Source organism: Chryseobacterium sp. Mn2064, from assembly GCF_049319685.1.
Classification (GTDB): Bacteria; Bacteroidota; Bacteroidia; order Flavobacteriales; family Weeksellaceae; genus Chryseobacterium.
The window spans coordinates 124,429-148,552 of the sequence record NZ_JBMOUE010000004.1 but is presented as its reverse complement, the minus strand read 5'-3'; the positions used below and the strand labels follow the sequence as shown (position 1 = coordinate 148,552).

Genomic DNA, 24,124 nt, shown 5'->3' with positions numbered 1-24,124 from the left:
AAATAGAGAATGACCCCTCTTACAAATAAAACCATTGTTTAAATTTTAGTTAAAATTCGAAATACCCCTAAAAAAATTAGGGGTAAAATATTTTCAATTCATTTTTTTTGTAAATTTGCCCTGTAAAAAATCACCCAAATATGTCAACCTTAAGATTCAAAGCATTAGAAACCCTACCATTTAAGGATTTCAGAAAAGACAACTCTGTTGAAATCCCTGCAAAATTATCTGAACTGTTCTGCAAAAATGTTTTCTCTGAAGAAACGATGAGAGAGTATTTAACAAAAGAAGCATTCGGTTCTATTATGGATGCGATAAAAAAAGGAACTAAAATCCAAAGACACATCGCAGACCAGGTAGCGGTAGCAATGAAAGACTGGGCAATGAGCAAAGGTGTAACACACTATACTCACTGGTTTCAGCCTTTGACAGGAACCACTGCAGAAAAGCACGATTCTTTCTTTACGCCAATTGAAGGGGGAAGAGCCATCGAAAGATTCAGCGGAAATATGCTGATCCAGCAGGAACCTGATGCATCATCTTTCCCGAACGGAGGAATCAGAAACACATTTGAAGCAAGAGGATATACGGCTTGGGATCCAACTTCTCCGGCATTTATCATGGGAACTACACTTTGTATTCCTTCGATCTTTATTTCTTATACTGGAGAAACTTTAGATTATAAAGCACCTCTTTTAAGAGCTTTGAATGCTGTAGATGAAGCTGCTACGAATGTAATGCAGTATTTTGACAAAAACGTAACGAAAGTAACTCCTACTTTGGGTTGGGAGCAGGAATATTTCCTTGTAGATTCAGCATTATACCAGTCTCGTCCAGACCTTGTATTAACAGGTAAGACATTATTAGGACATTCTCCGGCAAAAGGACAACAGCTGGATGACCACTATTTCGGTTCTATTCCAACAAGAGTAATGAACTTCATGAAAGAGTTGGAAATTGAGTGTATGAAATTGGGTATCCCTGCAACAACAAGACACAACGAGGTTGCTCCTAACCAGTTTGAGCTTGCTCCAATGTTTGAAGAAGTAAACGTTGCTGTAGATCATAACTCTTTATTGATGGATATCATGGCAAGAGTAGCTCACAAGCACCACTTCCATATCCTTTTCCACGAAAAACCTTTTGCAGGTGTAAACGGAAGTGGAAAACACAACAACTGGTCTTTAGCAACTGATACCGGTGAAAACCTTTTAAGTCCAGGAAAAAATCCAAAGAAAAACTTACAGTTCCTAACATTCTTTGTTAACACGATTAAAGCGGTTCACGAATATGCGGATCTATTAAGAGCAAGTATTGCTTCTGCAAGCAATGATCACAGATTGGGTGCTAACGAAGCTCCACCGGCTATTATCTCTGTATTCATCGGGAGTCAGTTATTCAGTGTTTTAGAGGAACTTGAAAAAGTAACGAACGGAAAATTATCTCCAGAAGAAAAAACAGAATTAAAATTAAATGTAGTTGGAAAAATTCCTGAAATCCTGTTAGACAATACAGACAGAAACAGAACTTCTCCATTTGCATTTACAGGAAATAAATTTGAAATCAGAGCGGTAGGTTCTTCTGCAAACTGTGCGGAGTCTATGACCGTAATGAATACTATTGCTGCAAAACAGCTTAATGATTTCAAGACAGAAGTTGACGCTTTGATTGAAACAGGTCTTAAGAAAGATGAAGCGATCTTCAATGTATTAAGAGAATACATCAAACAGTGCAAAAGCATCATGTTTGAAGGTGACGGATATTCTGATGACTGGGCGAAAGAAGCTAAGAAAAGAGGATTGAACAACCTTAAAACAACTCCGGAAGCATTAAAGCAGGAAATGGATAAAAAATTCTTAGATCTTTATGAAGAAATGGGAATTTTCAACCACAGAGAAGTTGAAGCAAGAAACGAAATCAAGTTAGAAAAATATTCTACTGTTATCGATATTGAAGCAAGAGTGTTAAGTGATATCGCAAGAAACCACATCATTCCTTCTGCTTTAAATTATCAAAACAGGTTAATTGAAAACGTAAAAGGTCTTAAAGAAATCTTTGGTGACAAAGAATTCAAATCTTTAGCGAAAGAACAAATGAGCTTAATTACCAGCATTTCTGAAAATGTTTCTAAAATTAAGCTTGGTGTTGAAGATCTTCTTAAAGCCAGAGAAGCTGCAAAAAGCATATCAGACAGTCAAAAACAGGCAGAAGGCTATTGTAATACAGTAAAACCATTATTTGATCCTATCAGAGAAGCTTCTGATGCATTGGAAATGATGGTAGATGATGAGCTTTGGCCAATGACAAAATACAGAGAAATGTTATTTACAAAATAACGTCCTGTAAAGTTCCATATTAGTTTAAATTCCCCGGTTTTCCGGGGAATTTTTTTGATTCAAATGGTTTTTAAATCATTTAAAAGATTTTAACTTAAAATATTAATAGACAAAGACTTCAACAACTTCAAAATTGGTACAGAATTTAATTATAATTTTGCATCAATTATGAAAATCCTGATCATAGAAGACAACAGAGAACTTGCTCAAAGTATGGAATTTTACCTTGAAGGCGAGAACTATATCTGCGAATGTGCTTACAATTATAATGAAGCTCTGGAGCGACTTACTTTCAATTCTTATGACTGCATATTGCTGGATATTATGTTGCCCGACGGAAACGGATTAAATATTCTGAATTACATCAAAACCGAAAAAATCAGCAGCGGAATTCTCATTATTTCCGCTAAAAATGCATTGGACGATAAAATCAACGGATTGGAAAAAGGAGCTGATGATTACATCACCAAACCCTTTCACCTTCCGGAACTGCACGCCAGACTAAGAGCGGTTTACCGTAGAAAAAAAATGGATGGTTACAACGAGGTTAAATTCAACGAAATAGCCTTAAATACAGATACCTATGAGGCTATCATCGGTAACACGAGATTAGAAGTTACTCAAAAAGAGTTTGAACTACTGCTTTATTTTCTTGTGAATAAAAACCGCGTATTATCGAAGCAATCCATTGCCAATCATCTTTGGGGTGATTATACGGACAATTTAGCTAATTTTGATTTCGTTTATCAGCACGTTAAAAATCTAAGAAAAAAAATCGGGGTTGCGCAGGGAAACGATTATATCGAAACGATCTACGGTTTAGGCTACAAGTTTAATGCTTTAAAATATAATGGTTCATGAATTTATTGAATAAAATATCAGTCTGGTTTATTGCCATTGTATTGCTTGTAACGCCTGTCAGCATGTACATCTCGTACAGCAGTATAAAAAAGCGTATTGATACTTTTGAGACCGAAAGACTGAAAAACGTCAATAATTACGTTATCAATCAAATAGAAAAAGGAGAAGCACCTGCAAAAACGACTCAGGGCCTACCCATTTCTATCGGCTTATTTAATGGGAAAAAGCTTCCTTCCCAACCGGAGATTTTCCATACTTGCCTACAAGACAAAGGAGTTTCTAAGAATGAGTGTAAAATTCTGGTTAATTCTTACGCAAAGGTTAATGATAAAACCTATAAGATATCATCATACGGCTATATTACAGCCAGCCATCAGATTATTGACGGAATGCTTGTCGCTTTTGTGTGGAAAGTTCTTCTAATCACAACGATTGTTTTAATTACAGCAAGAGTTTTGTCAAAATTTATCTTAAAACCTTTTCATCACGCCATTAATGAACTTCAGCAATTCAGTATTCAGAAAAAAGAACGCCTACAGCTTTTACCAACAAGTACAAAAGAGTTCAAAAAATTAAATGAATTTCTGAAAACAATGACAGATAAAGCATTGGAAGATTATGCCTCCGTTAAAGAGTTTTCCGAAAATGCCTCCCATGAAGTTCAGACTCCTTTGGCCATTATCCAAAGTAAAATAGAATTGTTGGCAGAAACAGAAATCAATGAACGTCAAGCGATTCTGTTAACTGACATTCAAAATTCCATTGATAAGTTAAGCAGAATCAACCGTTCATTAATTCTTCTTACCAAACTGAATAATAATGAATTTCCAACCAAAGATGAACTAAAATTCTGCCGTGTAGAAAGAGAAGCGTTATGTATGTATGCCGATCATCTTGCACTGAAGAACATCACTTTAAACAGAACCTGTGAGAAGAGCGTTTATGTAAAAATACACCCAACATTGGCGGAGATTCTTTTGAGCAATCTTCTGTCTAACGCGATTCGGCACAATTTGGAAGGCGGGAAAATTGAAATCAATTTAACACACAATTATTTTCAGATCAACAATACGGGATTACCACCTCATGTTCCGACGCAGGAACTTTTCAAAAGATTTAAGAAAAACAATCAGTCGCAGGAAAGTATCGGGCTGGGCCTTTCTATTGTAAAACAGATCTGCGAAGTCAATGATTTCGCTGTACATTATGATTTTAACGATGGATGGCACAGCATCACCATCTATTTCGACAATACCGAAATGCACGAGTCGTCAATCAGCGAAAAGATATGCTCGGAAAACGCAGTTCTATTTGAACCTGTAGAGCAGGTGATTAATTTTGCTAAATAATTGATTTCTAAATTATTTTTATAACTTCAAATTTGCTTCAAAATGTATTTTTTACTTTGAAAAAAGAAAAATACGTTAGATGCTTTCAAGAGTTTTTATCCTCGCATTATTATCCGTTTTTTTTGTCAACACTACGAAAGCACAGCAAGTTCTCACACTTCAGTCTGCGCTGGAAACAGCCGTTCAAAACTACGGATCTATCAAAGCCAAGGAGTCTTATCGTTTATCATCGAAAGAATCCATAGAACTGGCAAAACGGCAATACCTGCCTAATCTTAACATCAGCCTCCAACAGGATTACGGAACCGTCAACGGACAAAATGGTCCTCTGTATGGTTTCGGAGGATATGGTGTCGCTTCATCCGGGCTTCCCCTTCCTGACCAGAACTGGAATGCTTCTTTCGGAGCCCTGTATCTGGCCAATGTCAACTGGGAATTTTTCTCTTTTGGAAAAGCCAAACAAAGAGTAAAAGTGGCTGAATCTAAAAATCAGAGAGACACCAAAGATTTATCTGATGAAATTTTCCAGCACAAAGTGAAAGTTGCGGCTGCCTATCTGAATGTTTTAGCAGCCAACAAATTAAAACTTTCCTACGCCCGAAATCTGGGAAGAACCGACACCATCAGACGAATTGTTGAGGTGAAAGAACGAAACGGAATTGTTCCTGGTGTTGATTTATCACTGGCAAAAGCAGATTACGCCAATGCCATGATTACTTACACCAAAGCAAAAGACAATGAGCAGGAGCAGGAAAACAAACTTGCCCAATTATTGGGAATTCCCGCTCAGGAGTTTGTACTGGACAGTACTTTATTAAAAAGAATTCCAGATGAATTTCCTTCCGAAAAAAGTTCTTCTTTAGACAGTCACCCTTTATTAGCTTTATATAAAAGCAGGATAAATGTAAGTGAACAGGAAAAACAGTTTCTGAAAACCCAATATTATCCTTCATTTTCAATGGTAGGAATCTTCCAGACGAGAGGTTCAGGATTCGGGAACAGCTATGCACAGAATCAAAATGATTACTCTACCTCTTATTGGGATGGAATTCATCCTACAAGAAGTAATTACCTGGTAGGGCTTGGTGTTTCATGGAATTTCACTCAAACCTACAGATTATCAAAGGAAATAAGCGCTCAGGATTATGTAAGCCAGGGTTTACAACATGAATATGATCTGGCAGAACAACAGCTAAAGGCTCAATTGAATCTATCTGATAATAAATGGAAAAATGCCATTACTGTTTATGATCAGGTTCCTATTCAGCTGAAATCTGCTACTGATGCTTACATTCAAAGGTCTGTTCTTTATAAAAACGGCTTAACCGATCTCGTTGATTTATCTCAGGCCATTTATGCATTAGTAAGAGCAGAAACCGACAGAGATATCGCTGTAAGCAATGTTTGGAATGCTTTACTATTAAAAGCAGCTGCATTGGGTGATTTTTCTGTATTTGAAAACGAACTCTAAGATTAGTATCAATTATTATCAACATTATCTCAATGAACCTAATAAGATTTGCATTAAGAAAACCCATTACGATTTTAGTGATCGTTGCCGGTCTGTTCTTCTTTGGAATACGATCTGTAAACTCCATCAAAGTCGATATTTTCCCTAAACTGGATTTACCCGTGATCTATGTTTCTCACCCTTTCAGCGGATATACCCCGCAACAGATGGAAGCATTTTTCGCCAAACAATACATCAATATTTTCCTCTTTGTGAACGGGATTAAAAGTATTGAAACCAAAAACATTCAGGGACTGACTTTAATGAAAATTAATTTCTATCCCGGAACTGACATGGCCCAGGCTGCGGCAGAATTAAATTCCTTTTCCACAAGGATTCAGGCCGCCTTCCCGCCCGGTTCCAATCCACCATTCATTATACGTTTCGACGCATCTACCCTTCCGGTCGGACAGCTTGTTTTAAGCAGTGATAAAAGGTCAAACAACGAGTTGCTGGATCTTGCCAATGTATATGTACGTTCAACCTTCACCTCTATTCCAGGGATTGTTTCTTCTCCGCCTTTTGGAGGAAATATCCGTACCGTGGTTATTAATGCTAATCCAGATCTTCTGCGACAGCACAATATGACCCCGGATCAACTTGTTGAAGCATTACGTCTGAACAATCAGACAGCTCCTTCCGGAAACGTAAGAATCGGAGATAAATACTATATCACTCCAACTAATACGATGATTAAAAACGTAAAAGATTTTGGGAATATCCCGCTGTATAAAGGCAGTGTTCAGAATCTTTATCTGAGAGATGTCGCCACGGTTACAGACGGAGCAGATATGACTTCTGGATACGCATTGGTTAATGGCCGTCGCTCCGTTTACCTGAGTATTGCCAAAAGTGCCGATGCTTCTACTTGGGACGTTGTTCAGAATTTGAAAAAACAATTGCCACAGATTCAGTCTAACCTTCCGGATGATGTAAAAGTCAGTTTTGAGTTTGACCAATCGACCTATGTAATAAATTCCGTTAAAAGCTTATTAAGTGAGGGAACTATTGGAGCCATCCTCACCGGGCTGATGGTAATTTTATTCCTCGGAGATATCAGGGGAGCCTTAATTGTTATTCTCACCATTCCGACCTCTATTATTTCTGCCGTTCTCTTTTTAAATCTTTTTGGGCAGACGATCAATATTATGACCTTAAGCGGACTTGCTCTCGCCATCGGAATTCTGGTGGACGAAAGTACCGTTACTATAGAAAATATACACCAGCATCTGGACATGGGGAAACCAAAATCTCTTGCCGTCTGGGATGCCTGTAAGGAAATTGCGTTTCCAAAACTCTTAATTTTATTCTGTATTCTAGCCGTTTTTGCTCCCGCATTTACAATGGGAGGAATTCCGGGATCACTGTTCCTTCCTCTTGCTTTGGCTATTGGATTCAGTATGATTGTTTCTTATTTCCTTGCACAAACCTTCGTTCCGGTAATGGCCAACTGGATCATGAAAGTAAAGCATCATAAAGCAAAAGACGGTCATACCCTTACAGACTCTGAAGAATTGCAAGCCGCGGGATTAAGTGACGAAAATGACACCTGGAGCCAAAAAGAGATCCTTCTTCAAAATGAAGACAGTAACCGTGACGGGAAAGTAAGCCTGTTTGAAAAGATAAGATTCCGATACCTTAAATTTTTGGATAGAATTATGCCATATCGAAAAATATTAGTGACTGGTTATATATTACTGATGATGGGAATGGTGGCGTTGTTCTTAAACAGTATCGGAAGAGATGTTTTACCACAGGTAAACGGAAGTCAGTTCCAGGTAAGAATGCGTATTCCGGATGGTACCAGAATTGAAAAAACAGAACTTCAGACTCTGAAATTATTAGATGGAATTAAAGAAATTGTCGGAAAAGATAATGTTTCAATTACGTCCGCCTATGTTGGAACCCACCCTACTCTTTTCTCCGTAAGCCCTATCTATCTTTGGATGGCAGGATCTCATGAAACGGTTTTACAGGTGGGCTTAAATGAAGAATATCACACCAATATGGATGATCTGAAGGATAAAATCAGAGAAAAGGCAAAAAGCATTAATCCTGATATGAAATTATCCTTCGAACCTATTGAACTGACAGAAAAAATTCTTAGCCAGGGCTCTCCGACACCCATCGAAGTAAGATTATCAGGAAGAGATAAAAGCCTTAATGAGGCATATGCTAAAAAAATTGAAGAGCAGCTTAAGAAAATTCCATATCTGAGAGATGTTCAGATTGGGCAATCTATAAAATATCCTGCTCTGGATATCAATGTTGATCGTGTTCGCGCTGCTCAGTTGGGTATTGATATGTCTGATGTTTCCCGTTCGTTAGTGGCTTCCACATCATCTTCCCGATTCACAGAAAAGAATATCTGGACCGATGAGAAAGCAGGATATAGCTACAATGTACAGGTTCAGATTCCTGAAAATAAAATGAACAGCAAAGAAGAGATTGCCGGAATTCCGTTACAAAAAAACTCTAACAGACCGAATCTTGGTGATGTAGCTACTATTAAAAATAGCTTTACCTACGGGGAAACAGACAACCTTGGAGCCATGCCTACACTTACTGTTACAGCTAATCTTAATCATACCGATTTAGGAACCGCATCAAGAGACGTTCAAAAAGTCATTGATAATATTGGAGAACTTCCAAGAGGTCTTAATATTCAATTGATTGGTTTAAGCCAGACTTTAAATGAAACTCTAAGCAGTTTGCAGAGCAGCTTAATTATTGCTATTGTTGTTATCTTCCTGATGCTCGCAGCTAACTTCCAGTCTTTCACCGTTTCTGGTGTTGTATTGGTGACTGCACCAGCTGTTTTAGTAGGATCTTTAGCATTACTGATCATCAGCGGATCTACGCTTAACCTTCAATCCTATATGGGAATCATCATGTCTGTAGGGGTTTCAATTTCCAATGCCGTATTATTGATTACCAATGCAGAACAGTTAAGAAAACATAATGGTAATGCTCTTTTATCCGCAAGAGAAGCCGCAGCGCTGAGGTTAAGACCTATTGTAATGACCGCACTGGCCATGGTTGTGGGAATGGTTCCAATGGCATTGGGACTGGGAGAAGCTGGAGATCAGGTTTCACCTTTAGGAAGAGCCGTTATCGGTGGTCTTGTAGCCTCTACATTTGCCGCTCTATTCATTCTTCCGTTAGCCTTTGCATGGGGACAAGGAAAAGCAACTACTCAAAGTGTATCTCTTGATCCTGAAGATGAAGAAAGCATTCATTTCATGCCTGAAATTGTTAAATAAATAACCTTAAGCTATTAATAATAAAATATGAATCGATTATATAAATATCTAATTCCGGCGGTCCTGATTTTCAGTTTACAGAGCTGTGGACACGAGGAGAAAAAGGAAGCAAAAAAGTCTTCCGAGCCTTCATCTCCGGAAATTGAAACGGTAAATCCAAAACAGGAAGATTTTTCTTCATCAACAACTATTCCAGGGGAATTGCAACCTTATCAGAAAGTGGATGTATATGCTAAAGTCAGCAGCTTTGTTAAAAAGTTGTATGTAGATGTTGGAAATGAGGTAAAAGCGGGCCAATTATTGGCTACTCTGGAAGCTCCTGAGATCAATTCTCAGCAAAGTGCGGCTTCATCAGCCTTAAAATCAAAAGAAGCATTATACATTGCCAGTAAGGCAAAATACGACCGTTTAAAAGAAACCAGCAAAACCCCGGGAACCATTTCCGCTCTTGATCTGGAACAGGCTTTAGCAGCACAAAAATCGGATTTGGCACAATTGGAGGCTGCAAAAGCATCTTTTCATGAAGTGGCGGATGTTAAAAATTATCTGCAGATCAGAGCCCCGTTCAGTGGTAATATTGCGACCAGAAATGTAAGCGCTGGAGCTTATGTGGGACCTTCTGGTAAAGGGTCTGATCTCCCAATGTTCAGTCTTGTACAGCAGGACAGATTGCGTTTGGTAGTGAATGTACCTGAATCCTACACCGGATTACTCAATAAAAACGGAGACATTAAGTTTTCCATTCAATCTATTCCTGGAGAGACTTTTAATGCTAAAATAGCAAGATTTGCCGGAGCTTTAGACAATAAGCTTCGCTCTCAGTGGGTAGAAATGGATGTTTACAATAAAGACAAAAGACTTCTCCCGGGTATGGTGGCGAATGTGATTCTTCCTTTAAGCGAAAACAACAAATCATTGTCTGTTCCAAGTACCGCTGTACTGAATTCTACTTTAGGAATCTTTGTCATTAAAGTGGAAAAAAATAAAGCGCATTGGGTTCCTGTAACTGCAGGAATTGCTAATGGAGAAACGACAACAATCATTGGACCTGTATCTCCAAAAGATGTAATTGTTAAGAATGCAACTGAGGAAATTCGCGACGGACAAAATATCGCTGTAAAGACCTCTAAATAAGCTCACAATCAAACAATTATTAACAAAAATTATAATTCCATTTCCTGATGCGGAAATTTGAAAAACATCCAGAATCAGGATAAATGGAAATAATTTTGTTAAAGACTCTTAATAAAAAAAACCGCACACATGCCAAAAACAGGCTGTTGCGGTTTATTTTTCTTTAACATATGTAAATAATATGTTAAAATGTGTTAAAATAAGATCCTGATAATTATCATAACAAGGGTCTTTTAATGGGAATCTCTACTTTTGTAATGCTTTTGAAAATAAATATCCCTTTTTAACACGGTTAATCAAATATATATGAAGAAAAGAGTTTTGTTTTATTTAGTTGCTATAGTTACTACAGTGTCAATGCAATCGTGTGCTACAAATTATGTAGTTTCAAAACCAGCAACTTACACAAAAGAATACAAAACAGATGCCAAACTAGCTTCTATAGATAACAAAAAAATGGAGCAGGATAAGCAGAAGCTTATTGACTCTTTCCTAGCTGAAAAAGCGGCGTCTATAGCCAATGCTAAAAAAGCTATTAAAAATTCTGAGATTGCCAAAGCAATCAAACATAATAAAACCATCGACGGTATCCTTACAGAAGCTGAAACATACCTTGGAACTCCTTACAGATATGGAGGAACTACAAGAAACGGTATAGATTGTTCAGCTTTCGTTCTTTCTGTATTTGGAGCAGCAGCAGGTCTTAGCTTACCAAGAGTAGCAGCTTCTCAGGCTCAGGAAGGAGAAAGTGTTGAAAGAGGAGATTTACAGAAAGGAGATTTAATTTTCTTTTCACATGGAAGAAGAATTTCTCACGTAGGTATTGTAGAAAGCGTTAGTGAAGAGGGTGAGATTAGGTTTATCCATGCAGCAACATCAAAAGGAGTAATGATTTCTTCGCTGAATGATTCTTATTGGGGACCTAAGTTCAGATTTGCAAAAAGAATGATTAACGCAGAAGGAGCAGCTTATAATAACTTAGCAGCAATCACTCCAGCTACACCAGCAAATTTTTAATTTTATAAATAATTGATTTAAATAATGAAGCCATCAGATATCTGATGGCTTTTTTATATGAGTTATTATTATTCGTTTGAAAAAGAATATACATTGAATGAAAAGTAAGGTTAAAACGAACTCTTTTCCACTTTACAATTGATTGTTTCGGCTATGGTATATTCTTCTTTTATTTTCCAGCTCAAAGGCTAGCTGTTTTTATCAATCTCTATATCGAGCTTATACAAGAGACCATATATTTCTGATAAGGAAAATTTGGCCTTTTTTAGCCTGTTTACGGCCGGATCTATTGAATAGTGGTAAGATGTTCTAAAATCAGCCTTTTCAAGGTTTGTATTATCGAAAACAGCTCCTGACAGATCACAATTGTTAAAGAGTGTATTGGATAGGTCACATTCGGTAAAATCTACTTCAATCAATTTAGAATTTTTGAAAACAGTTTTCTTAGCAGAGGTCTGATAGAATACGGAATTATTCAGAACACTCTCTTCAAATCTGAAGGAAAGACCAAATGCATTACAATCATTAAACTGGAGGCCCAAAAGTTTACATTCTTTAAAAATCACATCATGAAAAGCTGTTTTAACCAGTTTTGCCATGCTGAGGTTACATCCGATAAATTCACAATCTGAAAAACTGAATCCTGATACGTCACCATATTCAAAATTGCAGTTTCTGAAGGTGCAGTTTTCATACTCTCCTTTTTCCAATTGAGATAAGTCTGTGCTTTCAAAATTCTGATCCAGGATATAAGCTTCTTTCATAATGGTTATGGTTTATCAATAGCAATACAGTCTGCCGTTTGACAGATTTTTTAACAACTATAAAATTAAGATTTTTGTAATAGTATTCTTCCTTCAATATAATTATACCAAACTGTTCTTATCGGAATAATTGAGCTTAAAGAATATAAAAGTCATCATAGAGAACGCAAGCAGCGAACTTCCACCATAACTGAAATATGGCAACGGAATACCTACCGTAGGGAAAAGCCCCATAACCATCCCTAAATTGATGGAAAAGTGCATTAATAGAATAGATGCAAAGCAATACCCGAATACGCGGTTAAAAGTAGATTTCTGCTTTTCTGCCAGATAGTAAATTCTGCCGATGTATATCATGTAGCATAAAATCAGAATAGCACTTCCTAAGAATCCCCATTCTTCACCTACTGTACAGAAAATATAATCGGTTTCCTGCTCTGGAACAAATTTCCCCTGGGTAACAGATCCTTCACGGTATCCTTTCCCGAAAAGTCCTCCGGAACCAATCGCAGTTTTAGAATATAATAGGTTGTATCCTGATGTATCTCTAAATGCTTTTTCTCCTTTATAAAGAACCTCAATTCTTTCTCTCTGGTGCTTTGGTAACTTTTCTAAAATATAAGGAGAACCGAAAGCCAATCCACAAAGCAAAAGTATAGATCCAGCAATTCCTGAAATGGAAATAACATCCCAGGACATTCTATGATAGTTCATAGCAATAAGTACTCCGGCAATCAGTAAAACCGCAACCGCAACATACACTGGAGGAATGGCTAATGCAATTAGGAATACTCCGGCAAAAATAAATCCTATCCCAAATAAAAGACCACTCAACCCTTCTCTATATAATGCAATGAAAAACGCAATAAATACAAGCATTGATCCTACATCCGGAATGGCCAAAACTACTGCTGCAGGAATTCCTACGATGGCTAAGGTCGTCCACAGAGACTTCTTATTTTTCAGATTAAAATCCGGTCCGGAAACATAATTGGAGAGCATAAGAGCAGTTCCTATTTTCGCAAACTCTACCGGCTGCATGGTGAAACTTCCAAACTTGTACCAGTTCTTCTGTCCGAGGATTTCTTTCCCGAACGGGAAAAGTCCTATCAATAGTAGAACACCTCCAATGTAAATGATACCGGCCATGTTTTCAAAGAACTTACTTCGGCTAAAGAAGATAATCAATCCTACGAATAGAGAGATTCCGAAAAACATTAATTGCTTTTCTCCCAGTTTCTGGTCTACACTGTAAATATTTGCAATCGCAAAAATGCAAAGCAGGAAGTACAGCCCAAGGCCCAGTTTATCTATTCCTTCCGTCCATTTCATTGCTTCACAGGTTTTTTAGCAGTGTTATTATTTTTGGTTTCTTCTTCTATTTTCTTTTGCAGCTTGGCTTTTTGTTGCTTTACCTCCTCCAGACTGTCTTTTATTCTTTTCTGTTTGATGGAATCAGGCTTAGGATCTTTATACAAACCTTTACGTTTAAGATCTGCAATCCACTGTCTTTTATATTCAGGCATAAAGCTTGCGCCAATCATTTTTTTATAGAGATTTTCTCTTTTTAAATCACCTGTAATATATTTTTCAGCAATCACCGTACAAGCCGGACCTGCCCACGTTGCTCCAAATCCTGCATGCTCCATTACTGCAACGACAACAATCTTTGGTTTATCTGCCGGAGCAATGAGTACAAAGATGGAGTTATCTTTTCCTTGCGGAACCTGTGCGGTACCCGTTTTAGCTAATTGCGTAAAATCATTGGATTTCAATCCTCTTGCAGTTCCTCTAAGAACCACAGCTTCCATTCCTTTTAAAACAGGTTCAAAATGTTTAGGATCTACCAAAGTCTGGTGTTTCACTTTAAATCTTGGATCTGGGTTTGGCTTTCCATCAATCGCTTTTACGATATGAGGAGTATAGTACCATCCTCTGTTGGCAATGGCTCCTACATAATTGGCCAATTGAATAGGGGTTACCAAAACATCTCCCTGCCCCATTCCGTTATAAATGGCTCCGGTTGACATTTCATCCCAGTTCTTAAAATCAGTTCTTTGGGAACCACTGGCTTTCATGATGGCTTTAAACCTTTTTTCATAAAAATCTCCGGAAGGGATTCTTCCTCTTGCTCCTACGGCAAAGTCATTATTCAAGAATTCTCCTACTCCAAAGCTACTCATGATTTTTTTCCATTCATCAACACCTTTCGAAGGATTTCCTGGGTATTTTTTGATGATGGCAATAAATGCGTAAGTAAAGAAACAGTTACTGGAAACCTGAATAGAAGGAATCAACGGATCTGCTCCACCGTGCCCTTTTATTCTTTTACCTTTATAGAAGAATCCACCACCACAAGGGAAAATTGTTTTTTCATCCATAACGCCCATCTGCATAGCAGCTAGAGCCGTTAACAGTTTGAAAGTAGATCCTGGAGGATAACCTGCCTGTAAAGAACGGTCAAAAGTAGGTTTATTTTCGTAAAGCGTATCTTTTGACAACGCATATAAGTTTCTTGATTTATTCGCTCCGGTGAAAAGATTCGGATCAATATCCGGTCCGGTTGCTGCCACTAAAACTTCACCATTATTAGGATCTAAAGCTACAATTGCACCGTGCTTGTTGACCAACATTTCTTCGGCTGTTCTCTGAAGGTCATAATCGATCGTTAATGTAATATCTTTCCCTGTAACAACATCTCTATCTAAGGCTCCATTTTTATAAGAACCAATATTTCGGAGTCTGATATCTTTTTGGATGTATTTTATTCCTTTTATTCCACGAAGTTCCTTCTCGTAAGATTTTTCAACTCCTGTCTTCCCGATAAAGTCTCCCGGTAAGTAATACACAGAATCTTTTTTAATATCTCTTTCGTTTACCTCACTTGTATATCCTAAAAGATTTCCGGAGGTGGAAACTTCGTACTGACGTTGAGGACGCTGTACAATATTAAAGGCAGGATATTTAAAGATAATTTCCTGAACTCTTGCAATATCTTCCCTGCTCAGATCCTTTAAAAAAGTCATCGGAGTCAGTTTGGAATAATATTTTTCTTTTTTAATAAAGTTGATTCGGTTGATAAAGTCGTTTTTACTGATCTTCATCAAGCTACAAAATCCAAGAGTATCGAAATCCGGCTTCATTAAAGCCTGAGTAAAAGACACTTCATAAGCAGGCTGGTTTCCTACCATGATCTTTCCGTTCCTGTCAAAAATAACTCCACGCTGCGGAATGACATACTCCGTTTTAATGGAAGTATTGGCCGCATTTAAAGCGTAACGGTCTGTAAATAATTGTAAATAAGCAAGCCTCACCACAAAAATAAGGGCGATAGTGACAAGTATGGAAAAGATTTTTAAATAACGTGTGTTCAAACTTTTTGTTTGATTTTAAATATTAATGCGTAGATGACTATAAATATAAAGGAAATTACACTTGTTACCAACACATTAAATAATATTTCAAAAAATCTGCTGAACTTAAAGAACTCAATATACTGTACTAAAAGCTGATGCAGAAAAATACTTGAAAATAAAAACAGCAAAAACTGCGCCCATTGAAGGGACTGAAAAGAGAAAAAGTCTGTAGACGTATCAGTAGAAGTCCTGAAAATCAACGTTCTGAAATAAGCAATCAACGTTGTTGCAAATGCATTAATCCCCCATGAATAAAGAAAACCGTCAATAGACAATCCTATCAGAAAGCTTAATGCCAGGAACTGAAATTTATTTCTGAAGAATGGGTAGAACATGACAAACACGGGATATAATACCGGAGTATATTTCCCAAAAAGCATAATCCTGTTCAATACAAATATCTGTAATGCCACAAGAAAAATCATGATCAATATGTCGGTAAATAAAGTTCTGCTAATCATTTTCTTTTTTTATTACAGCCTGCATAGTATCCTGAATCTTCTGCACTTCTGCTTTCTTCAGATTCTTCACTACATACACTTTATTCAACGCTCCCATTTTTTCACTCAGCTCCACGGAGATATCCCAGAAGCCGGTTTTATTATCTACAGAATATCCGGCGATAGTACCAATAGTCAGCCCTTTTGGAAAAATAGCAGATTTACCGTCTGTAACAACTGTATCTCCTACTTTTAACGCAACATACTTAGGAATATCGGCAAGGTGCATCACCCTAGAGTTATCGCCGTTCCATGTTAAAGTACCAAAGTATCCTGAATTTTTAAGGGCTGCATTAATTCTGATCTTGTTTACACTTAAGACCGACTGAACTAATGCGTAACCGTCTGTAGAATTGATAACAATCCCCGCAATACCTCTTGGCGCCATTACTCCCATTTGAGGAAAGACACCGTCTCTTCGGCCACGGTTGATTGTAAAATAGTTATTTCTTCTGTTGATACTGTTGAAAACAATTTCTCCGTCAACAAAAGTATAGATTTGCCCACCACCAATGGTATCATGAACTTTTCTGAAAACAGGATTTTTGGCTCCGTCTTTTCCATAAAGTTCAGTCATTAGGGCTTTATTCTGAACAACAAGATCTTCGTTGATCTGTTTTAGCTTCAGATAAGAAACTCCTTCATCTATATATCCGGAAACCCAGGAATTAAACGCAGCCGTTTGACCCGCAATCCAGGATTGTTGCATGGCATTTCTGGAGAATATCAAAACCAGAGCAATAATTTGCAGGAATATAAAGAAGACGAAAAGAGTGTTCTTCGAAAATAATCTCAGCAAAAATCCCATTCAGATATATAGTCGTAAAAAGTTAAAATTATTTTATTAAGAAATTGAATTTATCCATATTCTTAAGAGCAATACCTGTTCCACGAACAACTGCTCTTAACGGATCTTCAGCTACAAATACAGGAAGACCAGTCTTTTTGTGGATTCTGTCTGCAAGACCTCTCAATAATGCACCACCTCCAGCAAGATAGATACCTGTTTTGTAAATATCAGCTGCCAATTCCGGCGGAGTAAGAGAAAGGGTTTCCATTACAGCATCTTCAATTCTGATGATCGATTTATCTAATGCACGTGCAATCTCTTTATACCCAACCATAATTTCTTTAGGCTTCCCTGTGATAAGGTCTCTACCTTGTACCGGGATGTCTTCGATGTCTACATCAAGATCTTCTACTGCAGAACCTACTTCAATTTTGATTCTTTCAGCTGTTCTTTCTCCGATGTAAAGGTTATGGTGAGTTCTTAAGTAATAAGCAATATCGTTGGTAAATACGTCTCCGGCAATCTTCACAGATTTATCACATACGATACCTCCAAGAGCCACGACAGCAATTTCTGTAGTACCACCACCTATATCGATGATCATGTTCCCTTCAGGTTTCTGTACGTCGATCCCTACTCCTATTGCAGCAGCCATTGGTTCATAAATTAATCGAACTTCTTTTGCGTTTACTTTTTGAGCAGAGTCTCTTACCGCTCTTTTTTCAACTTCAGTGATGCCAGAAGGAATACAGATTACAATACGTAATGCCGGTTGAATGAATTTACCTTTGATCCCAGGAATTTTTTTGATAAATTCTTTGATCATGTGTTCAGAAGCGTGGAAATCAGCAATGACACCGTCTTTCAATGGACGGATTGTTTTGATATCCTCGTGAGTTTTACCTTGCATATGTTTAGCCTGCTCGCCCACAGCAATGGGTTTACCCGAAGAACGTTCAATCGCAACAATTGACGGTTGATCTATAACAATTTTATTATTATGGATGATAAGGGTGTTAGCAGTTCCAAGGTCTATCGCAATTTCTTGCGTAAACATATCAAATAAACTCATATTTTTCTTCTGATTTTAAGTTTACAAAGATATAAATTTAACACTACTAAAGAAATTTCCCACCAACTTAATTTGGTTAAAGTTTTATTAAAATTTATAATTCTTTATTAACTTTCAGTTTAGATGTTTACAGAGTTTGAGTTCAACTAAAATTAATGGAGCTCCGAAAAGGTAAAAAAGTGAAATTACAAATATGTAAAACGATTAGGAAAACAAAGGTAACAGAGAAGGCAAATAAGAAAAACAAAGGTTACTTTTCAAATAATTATGATAAATTTATTTAAATCTTAAAAAACTGAAAACCAAATATTAAACAACCTGTTTTCAGAAAAAAACCAACAATAAAATCAATCATATTCACTGATTTTTTTAATCTTTTACATATTGCTTACTGTTTATACCTCTCATTGCTCTTATAGTTTTTTACGATAATTATCATATATACTATCAGAGGGGGATTAATTAAAAAAAGCGTAAATTTGCGACTGCTTATGTTACAGTATTCCAACATTCATCAGACATCTAATTTTGCCGTGCTTTCCATAAGCTACGAGAAAGCTGATGTAGAAACGAGAGGAAAATTTGCATTCTTTGATGAAAACATCAAAAACTTTGTTTCCAGAGTCCATCAGGAAGATCTTGGAGATGCATTTGTGGTTTCCACTTGTAACAGGACCGAAATTTATACTACTTCTCCCAATTATCTTTTAGTTGCAGAAGAATATTGCAAAACTATTGGAGTTAATATTACAGATTTTCTTCAGTTTGCGAATATTCTGACGAAAGAGGAAGCTTTAATTCATCTTTTCCGAGTAGCTGCTGGCCTTGAAAGCCAGATTATCGGAGACTTTGAAATTATCGGTCAGATCAAAAAAGCATACAACCGCTTTAAAAAAGAGAGACAAAACTCAAATCCTTATCTGGAAAGAGCCATCAATGCGGCTATTCAGATTTCAAAGAGGATTAAAAATGAAACAGGGATTTCGAATGGAGCTGCTTCTGTTTCTTACGCAGCGGTTCATTATATTCTCAACAGCCAGAAAAGAATTACCGAAAAGAACATTCTTCTTTTGGGAGTGGGTGAAATTGGACAGAATACGGTTGAAAACCTGGTAAAACATGTGTATCAGCCAAAAATCAAAATTGCCAATAGAACTCAGGATAAAGCTGAAAAAATTTCTCAGAAATATAATATTCCCCACGTTGATTATTCTGATTTTGACAAGGAATTAAAAAATACTGATATTCTTATCGTAGCAACAGGAGCCAAACATCCTATTGTAAACCAGTCTCATTTCCCTAATGGAAAAGAAACACTAATCATCGATCTTTCTATTCCTCATAACGTGGAAAAGAATGTTACCGAAAATGAAAATGTAACACTGATTGATGTGGATGAACTTTCTAAACAGATCCAGGAAACGATTCAACAGCGGGAAAAAGAAATCCCAAAAGCTGAAAAAATCATTAAGGAACTGATGAAAGATTTCATTGAATGGGAGAAAAAAAGAAAGCTGGCTCCAAACATTCATCATTTCAAAGCGGTTTTAAAGAATATGGAACGCAACGAAATGCACAATTTTTATAAAAAGAATAAATACATAAACATCACGGACATGGAACTTTCTGAGAAAATGATCCAGAAGATCACCAACCGTTTTGCAAAATATATCATTGATAATCCCTTGAAAGCCGAAGAAATTAGTAAATTAATGCACGAAATATTAGTTGAACAACCAAACAACGAATTCAATGAAAAGCATTAGAATCGGAACGAGAAATTCCGCACTTGCACTTTGGCAGGCTAGAGAGGTTGCGAGGCACCTTCAGAACAACAATTATTTAACGGAAATTGTTCCTATCGTCTCTTCTGGCGATAAGAACCTTAATCAGCCATTATATTCTTTAGGCATTACCGGGGTTTTCACAAGAGACCTTGATATCGCTCTATTGAATGATGAGATTGATATTGCCGTACATTCTTTAAAAGATGTTCCTACACAATTGCCTCATCATATTGAGATGATTGCTTACCTGGAAAGAGATTATCCACAAGATATTCTGATCAGAAAAGAATCTGCACGCAATAAAGATTTTCATGAACTGAAACTGGCAACCAGCAGTTTAAGAAGAAGGGCTTTTTGGTTAAGAAATTATCCAAATACAGAGTTTTCTGACATCCGTGGAAACATTCAAACCAGACTTCAAAAATTGGAAGACGGGAACTTTGATGCCACTATACTTTCTTTAGCCGGAATCAAAAGAATGAAAATGGAGATCGATTATGAGATGCTCCCTTTAATGATCCCCGCTCCTTCTCAAGGAGTTATCGCGGTGGCAGGACATTCTGACAAACCGGAAATCAATGAAATTGTACGCCAGATCAATCACCAGTCTACACAGATCTGTGTGGAAATTGAAAGAAACTTCCTGAGCACTTTAGAAGGAGGCTGTACAGCACCTATTGGAGCTTTTGCAGAAATTATGGGCGATCAGATGCGTTTTAGAGCTGCACTTTGCTCTTTAGATGGTAAAAACTGTATTGCTATAGACGAAAACTTCGAGTACAATTCTACTGAAAATTTTGGCGAAAAGTTTGCAAAAGTTGTTCTTGAAAATGGCGGAAAAGAATTGATGGCGGAAATCAAAAGCCAGATTTAAACTACTCTTTTTATAATTGTAGTTGCAAATTCTAATTTTCTTTTACCCTTACTTTTCATTTTATCACCTTATACAGACATGAAAATCTTATTTACCAAAAATATAGACCAGAACATTATATCCAAAGAATTAGGAGAGGATATTCTGGTTGACTGTATTGAGGTTATTAAGACCAAACCTATTCTGATCAGCCCTTTTGAGTTGAAAAATTATTCCCTGATTTTTACCAGTGTAAATGGGGTGGCGGCTTTTTTCAAAAATAAATTTAAGCCCAACGAAAATTTTACGGCTAAAAATTATAATAAGATTTACTGTGTAGGAGAAAAAACGAAAAGAGCATTGAGAAAATTTGGGTTCGGAACTTTTAAGGTTTTGAAAAATGCTGAAACACTTTCCAGATTTATTATCGGAAACTGCCAGCACGAGCAATTTCTTCATTTCTGTGGCAACCTTGCCATCAATGTTCTGGACAAGGATTTACCTTTGCAAAACATCAAGTACAAAAAGATCACCATATATAATACGGAGGAAATCAACCCTTTAATACCTGAAAAATATCATGCTGCAGTATTTTTTAGTCCGAGCGGAGTTCGTAGTTTTGCAAGGCGAAATTCTTTGGACAATATGAAGCTTTTTTCAATTGGGGAAACCACTTCTTCCGAATTGAGAAATTATACTCAGGAAAAAATTTTTACTTCCGAAGGAAATACGCTGACTTCCATCTTTGAACTATTAAGAAAGGAAATCGGAAGCCCAATATAGAATATCTTTTACCGATAGAAACGGTAATATTAGTTTAAATAGATTATGATTAAAAACGACCTATATTTAAAAGCACTTCGCGGAGAAACCGTTGAAAGACCTCCTGTCTGGATGATGAGGCAGGCTGGAAGATATCTGCCGGAATTCATTGCTTTAAGAGACCAGTATGATTTCTTCACAAGATGTCAGACTCCTGAACTTGCTGCTGAAATTACCTTACAGCCAATCCGTAGATTTCCGTTGGATGCTGCGATTCTGTTTTCTGATATTTTGGTAGTTCCACAGGCAATGGGAATCGATTTCAAAATGAAAGAATCTGTAGGCCCTTGGTTGGATACTCCTATCAGAACAATGGAGCAGGTTCAAAATATTGAAACTCCGGATGTAAATGATACTTTAGGCTACGTTTTTGATGCTATTGAACTGACTCTTCAGAAATTGGACAATGATATTCCATTGATCGGTTTTGCCGGTTCACCATGGACGATCTTATGCTACTGTGTAGAAGGTAAAGGAAGTAAAGCATTTGATATTGCAAAATCTTTCTGTTTCCAACAGCCGGAAGCAGCTCATTTATTATTGCAAAAAATTACCGATACTACGATTGCTTATTTAAAGAGAAAAGTAGAAAAAGGAGTTTCTGCCGTACAGGTATTTGACTCTTGGGGAGGAATGCTTTCTCCAACAGATTATCAGGAATTCTCATGGCAGTACATCAACCAGATTGTTGAAGCATTGAGCCCCCTTACTCACGTAGTGGTATTTGGAAAAGGATGCTGGTTTGCACTGGAAGATATGACAATGTCTAAAGCTTCTGCTCTTGGTGTTGACTGGACTATTAAGCCAGAATTCGCAAGAACATTGACTAACCACACCATGACGCTACAGGGGAACTTTGATCCAGCAAGATTGCATTCAACTCCTGAAACGATCAAGAAAATGGTGAATGAAATGATCAACCGTTTTGGAAAAGACAGATATATTGCCAACTTAGGCCACGGAATTCTCCCTAATGTTCCTGTTGAAAATGCTGAGGCATTCATCAGAGCAGTAGTGGACTGGAAACCGAACTTATAAGATCTTTTCTTTTAATAATAGACAAGCCTTGTTATCAATTAACAGGGCTTTTTTATGTCCGTTAATTTTTTCAGTAGTCTTTTGTTTATTTCTTTATCTTTGATTATTAACACCTTAAATCATTATTATGAAAAAACTAAGCAAAGAAAAATTGAAAAGCATTGTAGCAGGAGGAGAAATCTGCCTGGAATGTGCAATCGGATATCAACAGGTCATTGTGAATGGTCGATGCTACTGTGTTCCCATGGATTAAAAAAAGCAGCTTAATAGCTGCTTTTTAATTTATATAATAATAAGTATCCTTATTGATTAACTTAACATTCTCTGAGCTTTCTTAACTCCTTCTACCAATGCATCAATTTCTTCAAAAGTATTATAAACAGCAAAACTCGCTCTCACTGTTCCTGCGATATTAAAGAAGTTCATGATCGGTTGTGTACAATGGTGACCTGTTCTCACAGCAATGCCCAATTTATCAAGGATCATCCCTACATCTGAAGCAATACCTACTCCTTCAAGATTGAATGAAACCACTCCAGTTCTGTTGGCTTTTTCACCATAAATTTTAATCCCTTCAATTTCCAGCAACTGTCTTTGTGCATATTCCAGAAGAGCATTTTCATGATTCTGAATATTTTGATGCCCTACTTTATTCATGAAATCTACAGCAGCTCCTAAGGCAATATTTCCTCCTACATTAGGGGTTCCCGCTTCATATTTAAAAGGAAGTCCTGCATAGGTTGTTCCTTCAAAAGAGCAGGTCGCAATCATTTCCCCACCACCGTGGAAAGGAGGCAATGCTTCAAGTATTTCACGTTTTCCGTATAGAATACCTGTTCCCATTGGTGCATACATTTTATGGCCTGAGAAAACAAAGAAATCACAATCCATTTTCTGCACATCTATATTGAAATGAGGTGCAGACTGAGCTCCGTCTATCACAACATAAGCATCGGTATTCTTTCTTGTTTTTGCAATAATCTCATCAATAGGATTCACAATTCCCAATGCATTGGAAACCTGATTTACAGAAACAACTTTAGTTTTTTCACTTAAAAACTGATCAAACTGATCCAACTGAAGGATCCCGTTTTCATCAATAGGAATAACACGAAGTTTGGCTCCGGTTCTTTCACAAAGCATCTGCCATGGAACGATATTGGAATGGTGCTCCAGATAAGAGATAATGATCTCATCATCTTTTTGCAGTTTCTGTGTTAAAATATAAGCGATAAGGTTCAACCCTTCTGTTGTTCCTTTTGTAAAAATAACTTCAAAATCATGTTCAGCATTGATGAATTTCTGGATCTTTTTTCTTGAAAGTTCCATTTCTTCTGTTGCTAACTGGCTCAATGTATGAATTCCTCTGTGAACATTGGCATTAAGCTCTGTATAATATGCGTGACAGACTTCTAAAACCGAATTTGGCTTTTGCGACGTGGCTGCATTATCCAGGTAAACCAAAGGCTTACCATTCACTTCTCTGTCCAATATAGAAAACTGGCTTCTTATTTCCTGAATGTCAAACATTTATTTATTTTTTAAATTAAAACGTTCTTATTTAGAACACTTCAAATTTACGGCTTTTTTTCTGAAAGGAAGCATGAGGAAG

The 24,124-nt window shown here is 37.0% G+C and carries 19 protein-coding genes; 12 read left to right on the top strand and 7 right to left on the bottom strand.

Going from position 1 to position 24,124, the window contains the following annotated elements:
- Positions 1-140: 140 nt before the first annotated feature.
- The 7 genes from ACL9RH_RS15830 (at position 141) to ACL9RH_RS15800 (ending at position 11,470) form a co-directional block, all read left to right on the top strand.
- Positions 141-2,336 (top strand): glutamine synthetase III, encoded by a 2,196-nt coding sequence (locus ACL9RH_RS15830; RefSeq protein ID WP_422694331.1) that lies wholly within the window; start codon positions 141-143, stop codon positions 2,334-2,336.
- 168 nt (positions 2,337-2,504) lie between these two features.
- Positions 2,505-3,197: a response regulator transcription factor gene (locus tag ACL9RH_RS15825; protein WP_422694330.1), complete on the top strand. Its 693-nt coding sequence runs from the start codon at positions 2,505-2,507 to the stop codon at positions 3,195-3,197.
- A complete protein-coding gene (locus ACL9RH_RS15820) occupies positions 3,194-4,546 on the top strand; it encodes a sensor histidine kinase (RefSeq protein ID WP_422694329.1) in 1,353 nt (450 codons plus the stop codon). Before ACL9RH_RS15825 ends, ACL9RH_RS15820 begins: the two co-directional genes overlap by 4 nt.
- A 79-nt stretch (positions 4,547-4,625) precedes the next feature.
- On the top strand, positions 4,626-6,017 hold the full coding sequence (locus ACL9RH_RS15815) for a TolC family protein (protein WP_422694328.1): 1,392 nt from the start codon (positions 4,626-4,628) through the stop codon (positions 6,015-6,017).
- A 32-nt stretch (positions 6,018-6,049) separates the two neighbouring features.
- On the top strand, positions 6,050-9,319 hold the full coding sequence (locus tag ACL9RH_RS15810) for an efflux RND transporter permease subunit (RefSeq protein ID WP_422694327.1): 3,270 nt from the start codon (positions 6,050-6,052) through the stop codon (positions 9,317-9,319).
- 27 nt (positions 9,320-9,346) lie between these two features.
- Positions 9,347-10,453: an efflux RND transporter periplasmic adaptor subunit gene (locus ACL9RH_RS15805; protein ID WP_422694326.1), complete on the top strand. Its 1,107-nt coding sequence runs from the start codon at positions 9,347-9,349 to the stop codon at positions 10,451-10,453.
- 306 nt (positions 10,454-10,759) lie between these two features.
- Complete coding sequence (locus tag ACL9RH_RS15800) at positions 10,760-11,470, top strand: C40 family peptidase (protein WP_422694325.1); 711 nt, start codon at positions 10,760-10,762, stop codon at positions 11,468-11,470.
- Positions 11,471-11,658: 188 nt separating this feature from the next.
- Here the strand turns inward: ACL9RH_RS15800 and ACL9RH_RS15795 are convergent, their stop codons facing one another.
- The 6 genes from ACL9RH_RS15795 to ACL9RH_RS15770 form a co-directional block, all read right to left on the bottom strand.
- Positions 11,659-12,234 carry a pentapeptide repeat-containing protein gene (locus ACL9RH_RS15795; RefSeq protein WP_422694324.1) on the bottom strand — a complete coding sequence of 192 codons (576 nt, stop codon included), beginning with the start codon at positions 12,232-12,234 and terminating at the stop codon, positions 11,659-11,661.
- 102 nt (positions 12,235-12,336) lie between these two features.
- Entirely contained in the window at positions 12,337-13,566 is a 1,230-nt protein-coding gene (rodA, locus tag ACL9RH_RS15790; protein ID WP_422694323.1) for a rod shape-determining protein RodA, read from the bottom strand.
- Complete coding sequence (locus ACL9RH_RS15785) at positions 13,563-15,608, bottom strand: penicillin-binding transpeptidase domain-containing protein (protein ID WP_422694322.1); 2,046 nt, start codon at positions 15,606-15,608, stop codon at positions 13,563-13,565. Before ACL9RH_RS15785 ends, rodA begins: the two co-directional genes overlap by 4 nt.
- The gene (locus ACL9RH_RS15780; RefSeq protein WP_422694321.1) at positions 15,605-16,111 is read right to left on the bottom strand and encodes a rod shape-determining protein MreD; all 507 of its coding nucleotides are present in this window, start codon (positions 16,109-16,111) and stop codon (positions 15,605-15,607) included. Before ACL9RH_RS15780 ends, ACL9RH_RS15785 begins: the two co-directional genes overlap by 4 nt.
- On the bottom strand, positions 16,104-16,958 hold the full coding sequence (mreC, locus tag ACL9RH_RS15775; protein ID WP_422694320.1) for a rod shape-determining protein MreC: 855 nt from the start codon (positions 16,956-16,958) through the stop codon (positions 16,104-16,106). Before mreC ends, ACL9RH_RS15780 begins: the two co-directional genes overlap by 8 nt.
- A gap of 28 nt (positions 16,959-16,986) precedes the next feature.
- Complete coding sequence (locus ACL9RH_RS15770) at positions 16,987-18,012, bottom strand: rod shape-determining protein (protein WP_002982450.1); 1,026 nt, start codon at positions 18,010-18,012, stop codon at positions 16,987-16,989.
- A 491-nt stretch (positions 18,013-18,503) separates the two neighbouring features.
- Between ACL9RH_RS15770 and hemA the strand changes: the two genes are divergently transcribed.
- From hemA to ACL9RH_RS15745, 5 genes are all read left to right on the top strand, one after another.
- Complete coding sequence (gene hemA / locus ACL9RH_RS15765; RefSeq protein WP_422694319.1) at positions 18,504-19,778, top strand: glutamyl-tRNA reductase; 1,275 nt, start codon at positions 18,504-18,506, stop codon at positions 19,776-19,778.
- Positions 19,765-20,673, top strand: a complete 909-nt coding sequence (gene hemC / locus ACL9RH_RS15760) for a hydroxymethylbilane synthase (protein ID WP_422694318.1) — start codon at positions 19,765-19,767, stop codon at positions 20,671-20,673. Before hemA ends, hemC begins: the two co-directional genes overlap by 14 nt.
- Before the next feature lie 78 nt (positions 20,674-20,751).
- Positions 20,752-21,435 carry a uroporphyrinogen-III synthase gene (locus tag ACL9RH_RS15755; protein WP_422694317.1) on the top strand — a complete coding sequence of 228 codons (684 nt, stop codon included), beginning with the start codon at positions 20,752-20,754 and terminating at the stop codon, positions 21,433-21,435.
- A gap of 45 nt (positions 21,436-21,480) precedes the next feature.
- Positions 21,481-22,512, top strand: a complete 1,032-nt coding sequence (hemE, locus tag ACL9RH_RS15750) for a uroporphyrinogen decarboxylase (RefSeq protein WP_047376227.1) — start codon at positions 21,481-21,483, stop codon at positions 22,510-22,512.
- Positions 22,513-22,639: 127 nt separating this feature from the next.
- On the top strand, positions 22,640-22,765 hold the full coding sequence (locus ACL9RH_RS15745; protein WP_422694316.1) for a GNAT family acetyltransferase: 126 nt from the start codon (positions 22,640-22,642) through the stop codon (positions 22,763-22,765).
- Positions 22,766-22,821: 56 nt separating this feature from the next.
- Here the strand turns inward: ACL9RH_RS15745 and ACL9RH_RS15740 are convergent, their stop codons facing one another.
- On the bottom strand, positions 22,822-24,042 hold the full coding sequence (locus tag ACL9RH_RS15740) for an aminotransferase class V-fold PLP-dependent enzyme (RefSeq protein ID WP_422694315.1): 1,221 nt from the start codon (positions 24,040-24,042) through the stop codon (positions 22,822-22,824).
- Positions 24,043-24,124 lie beyond the last annotated feature (82 nt).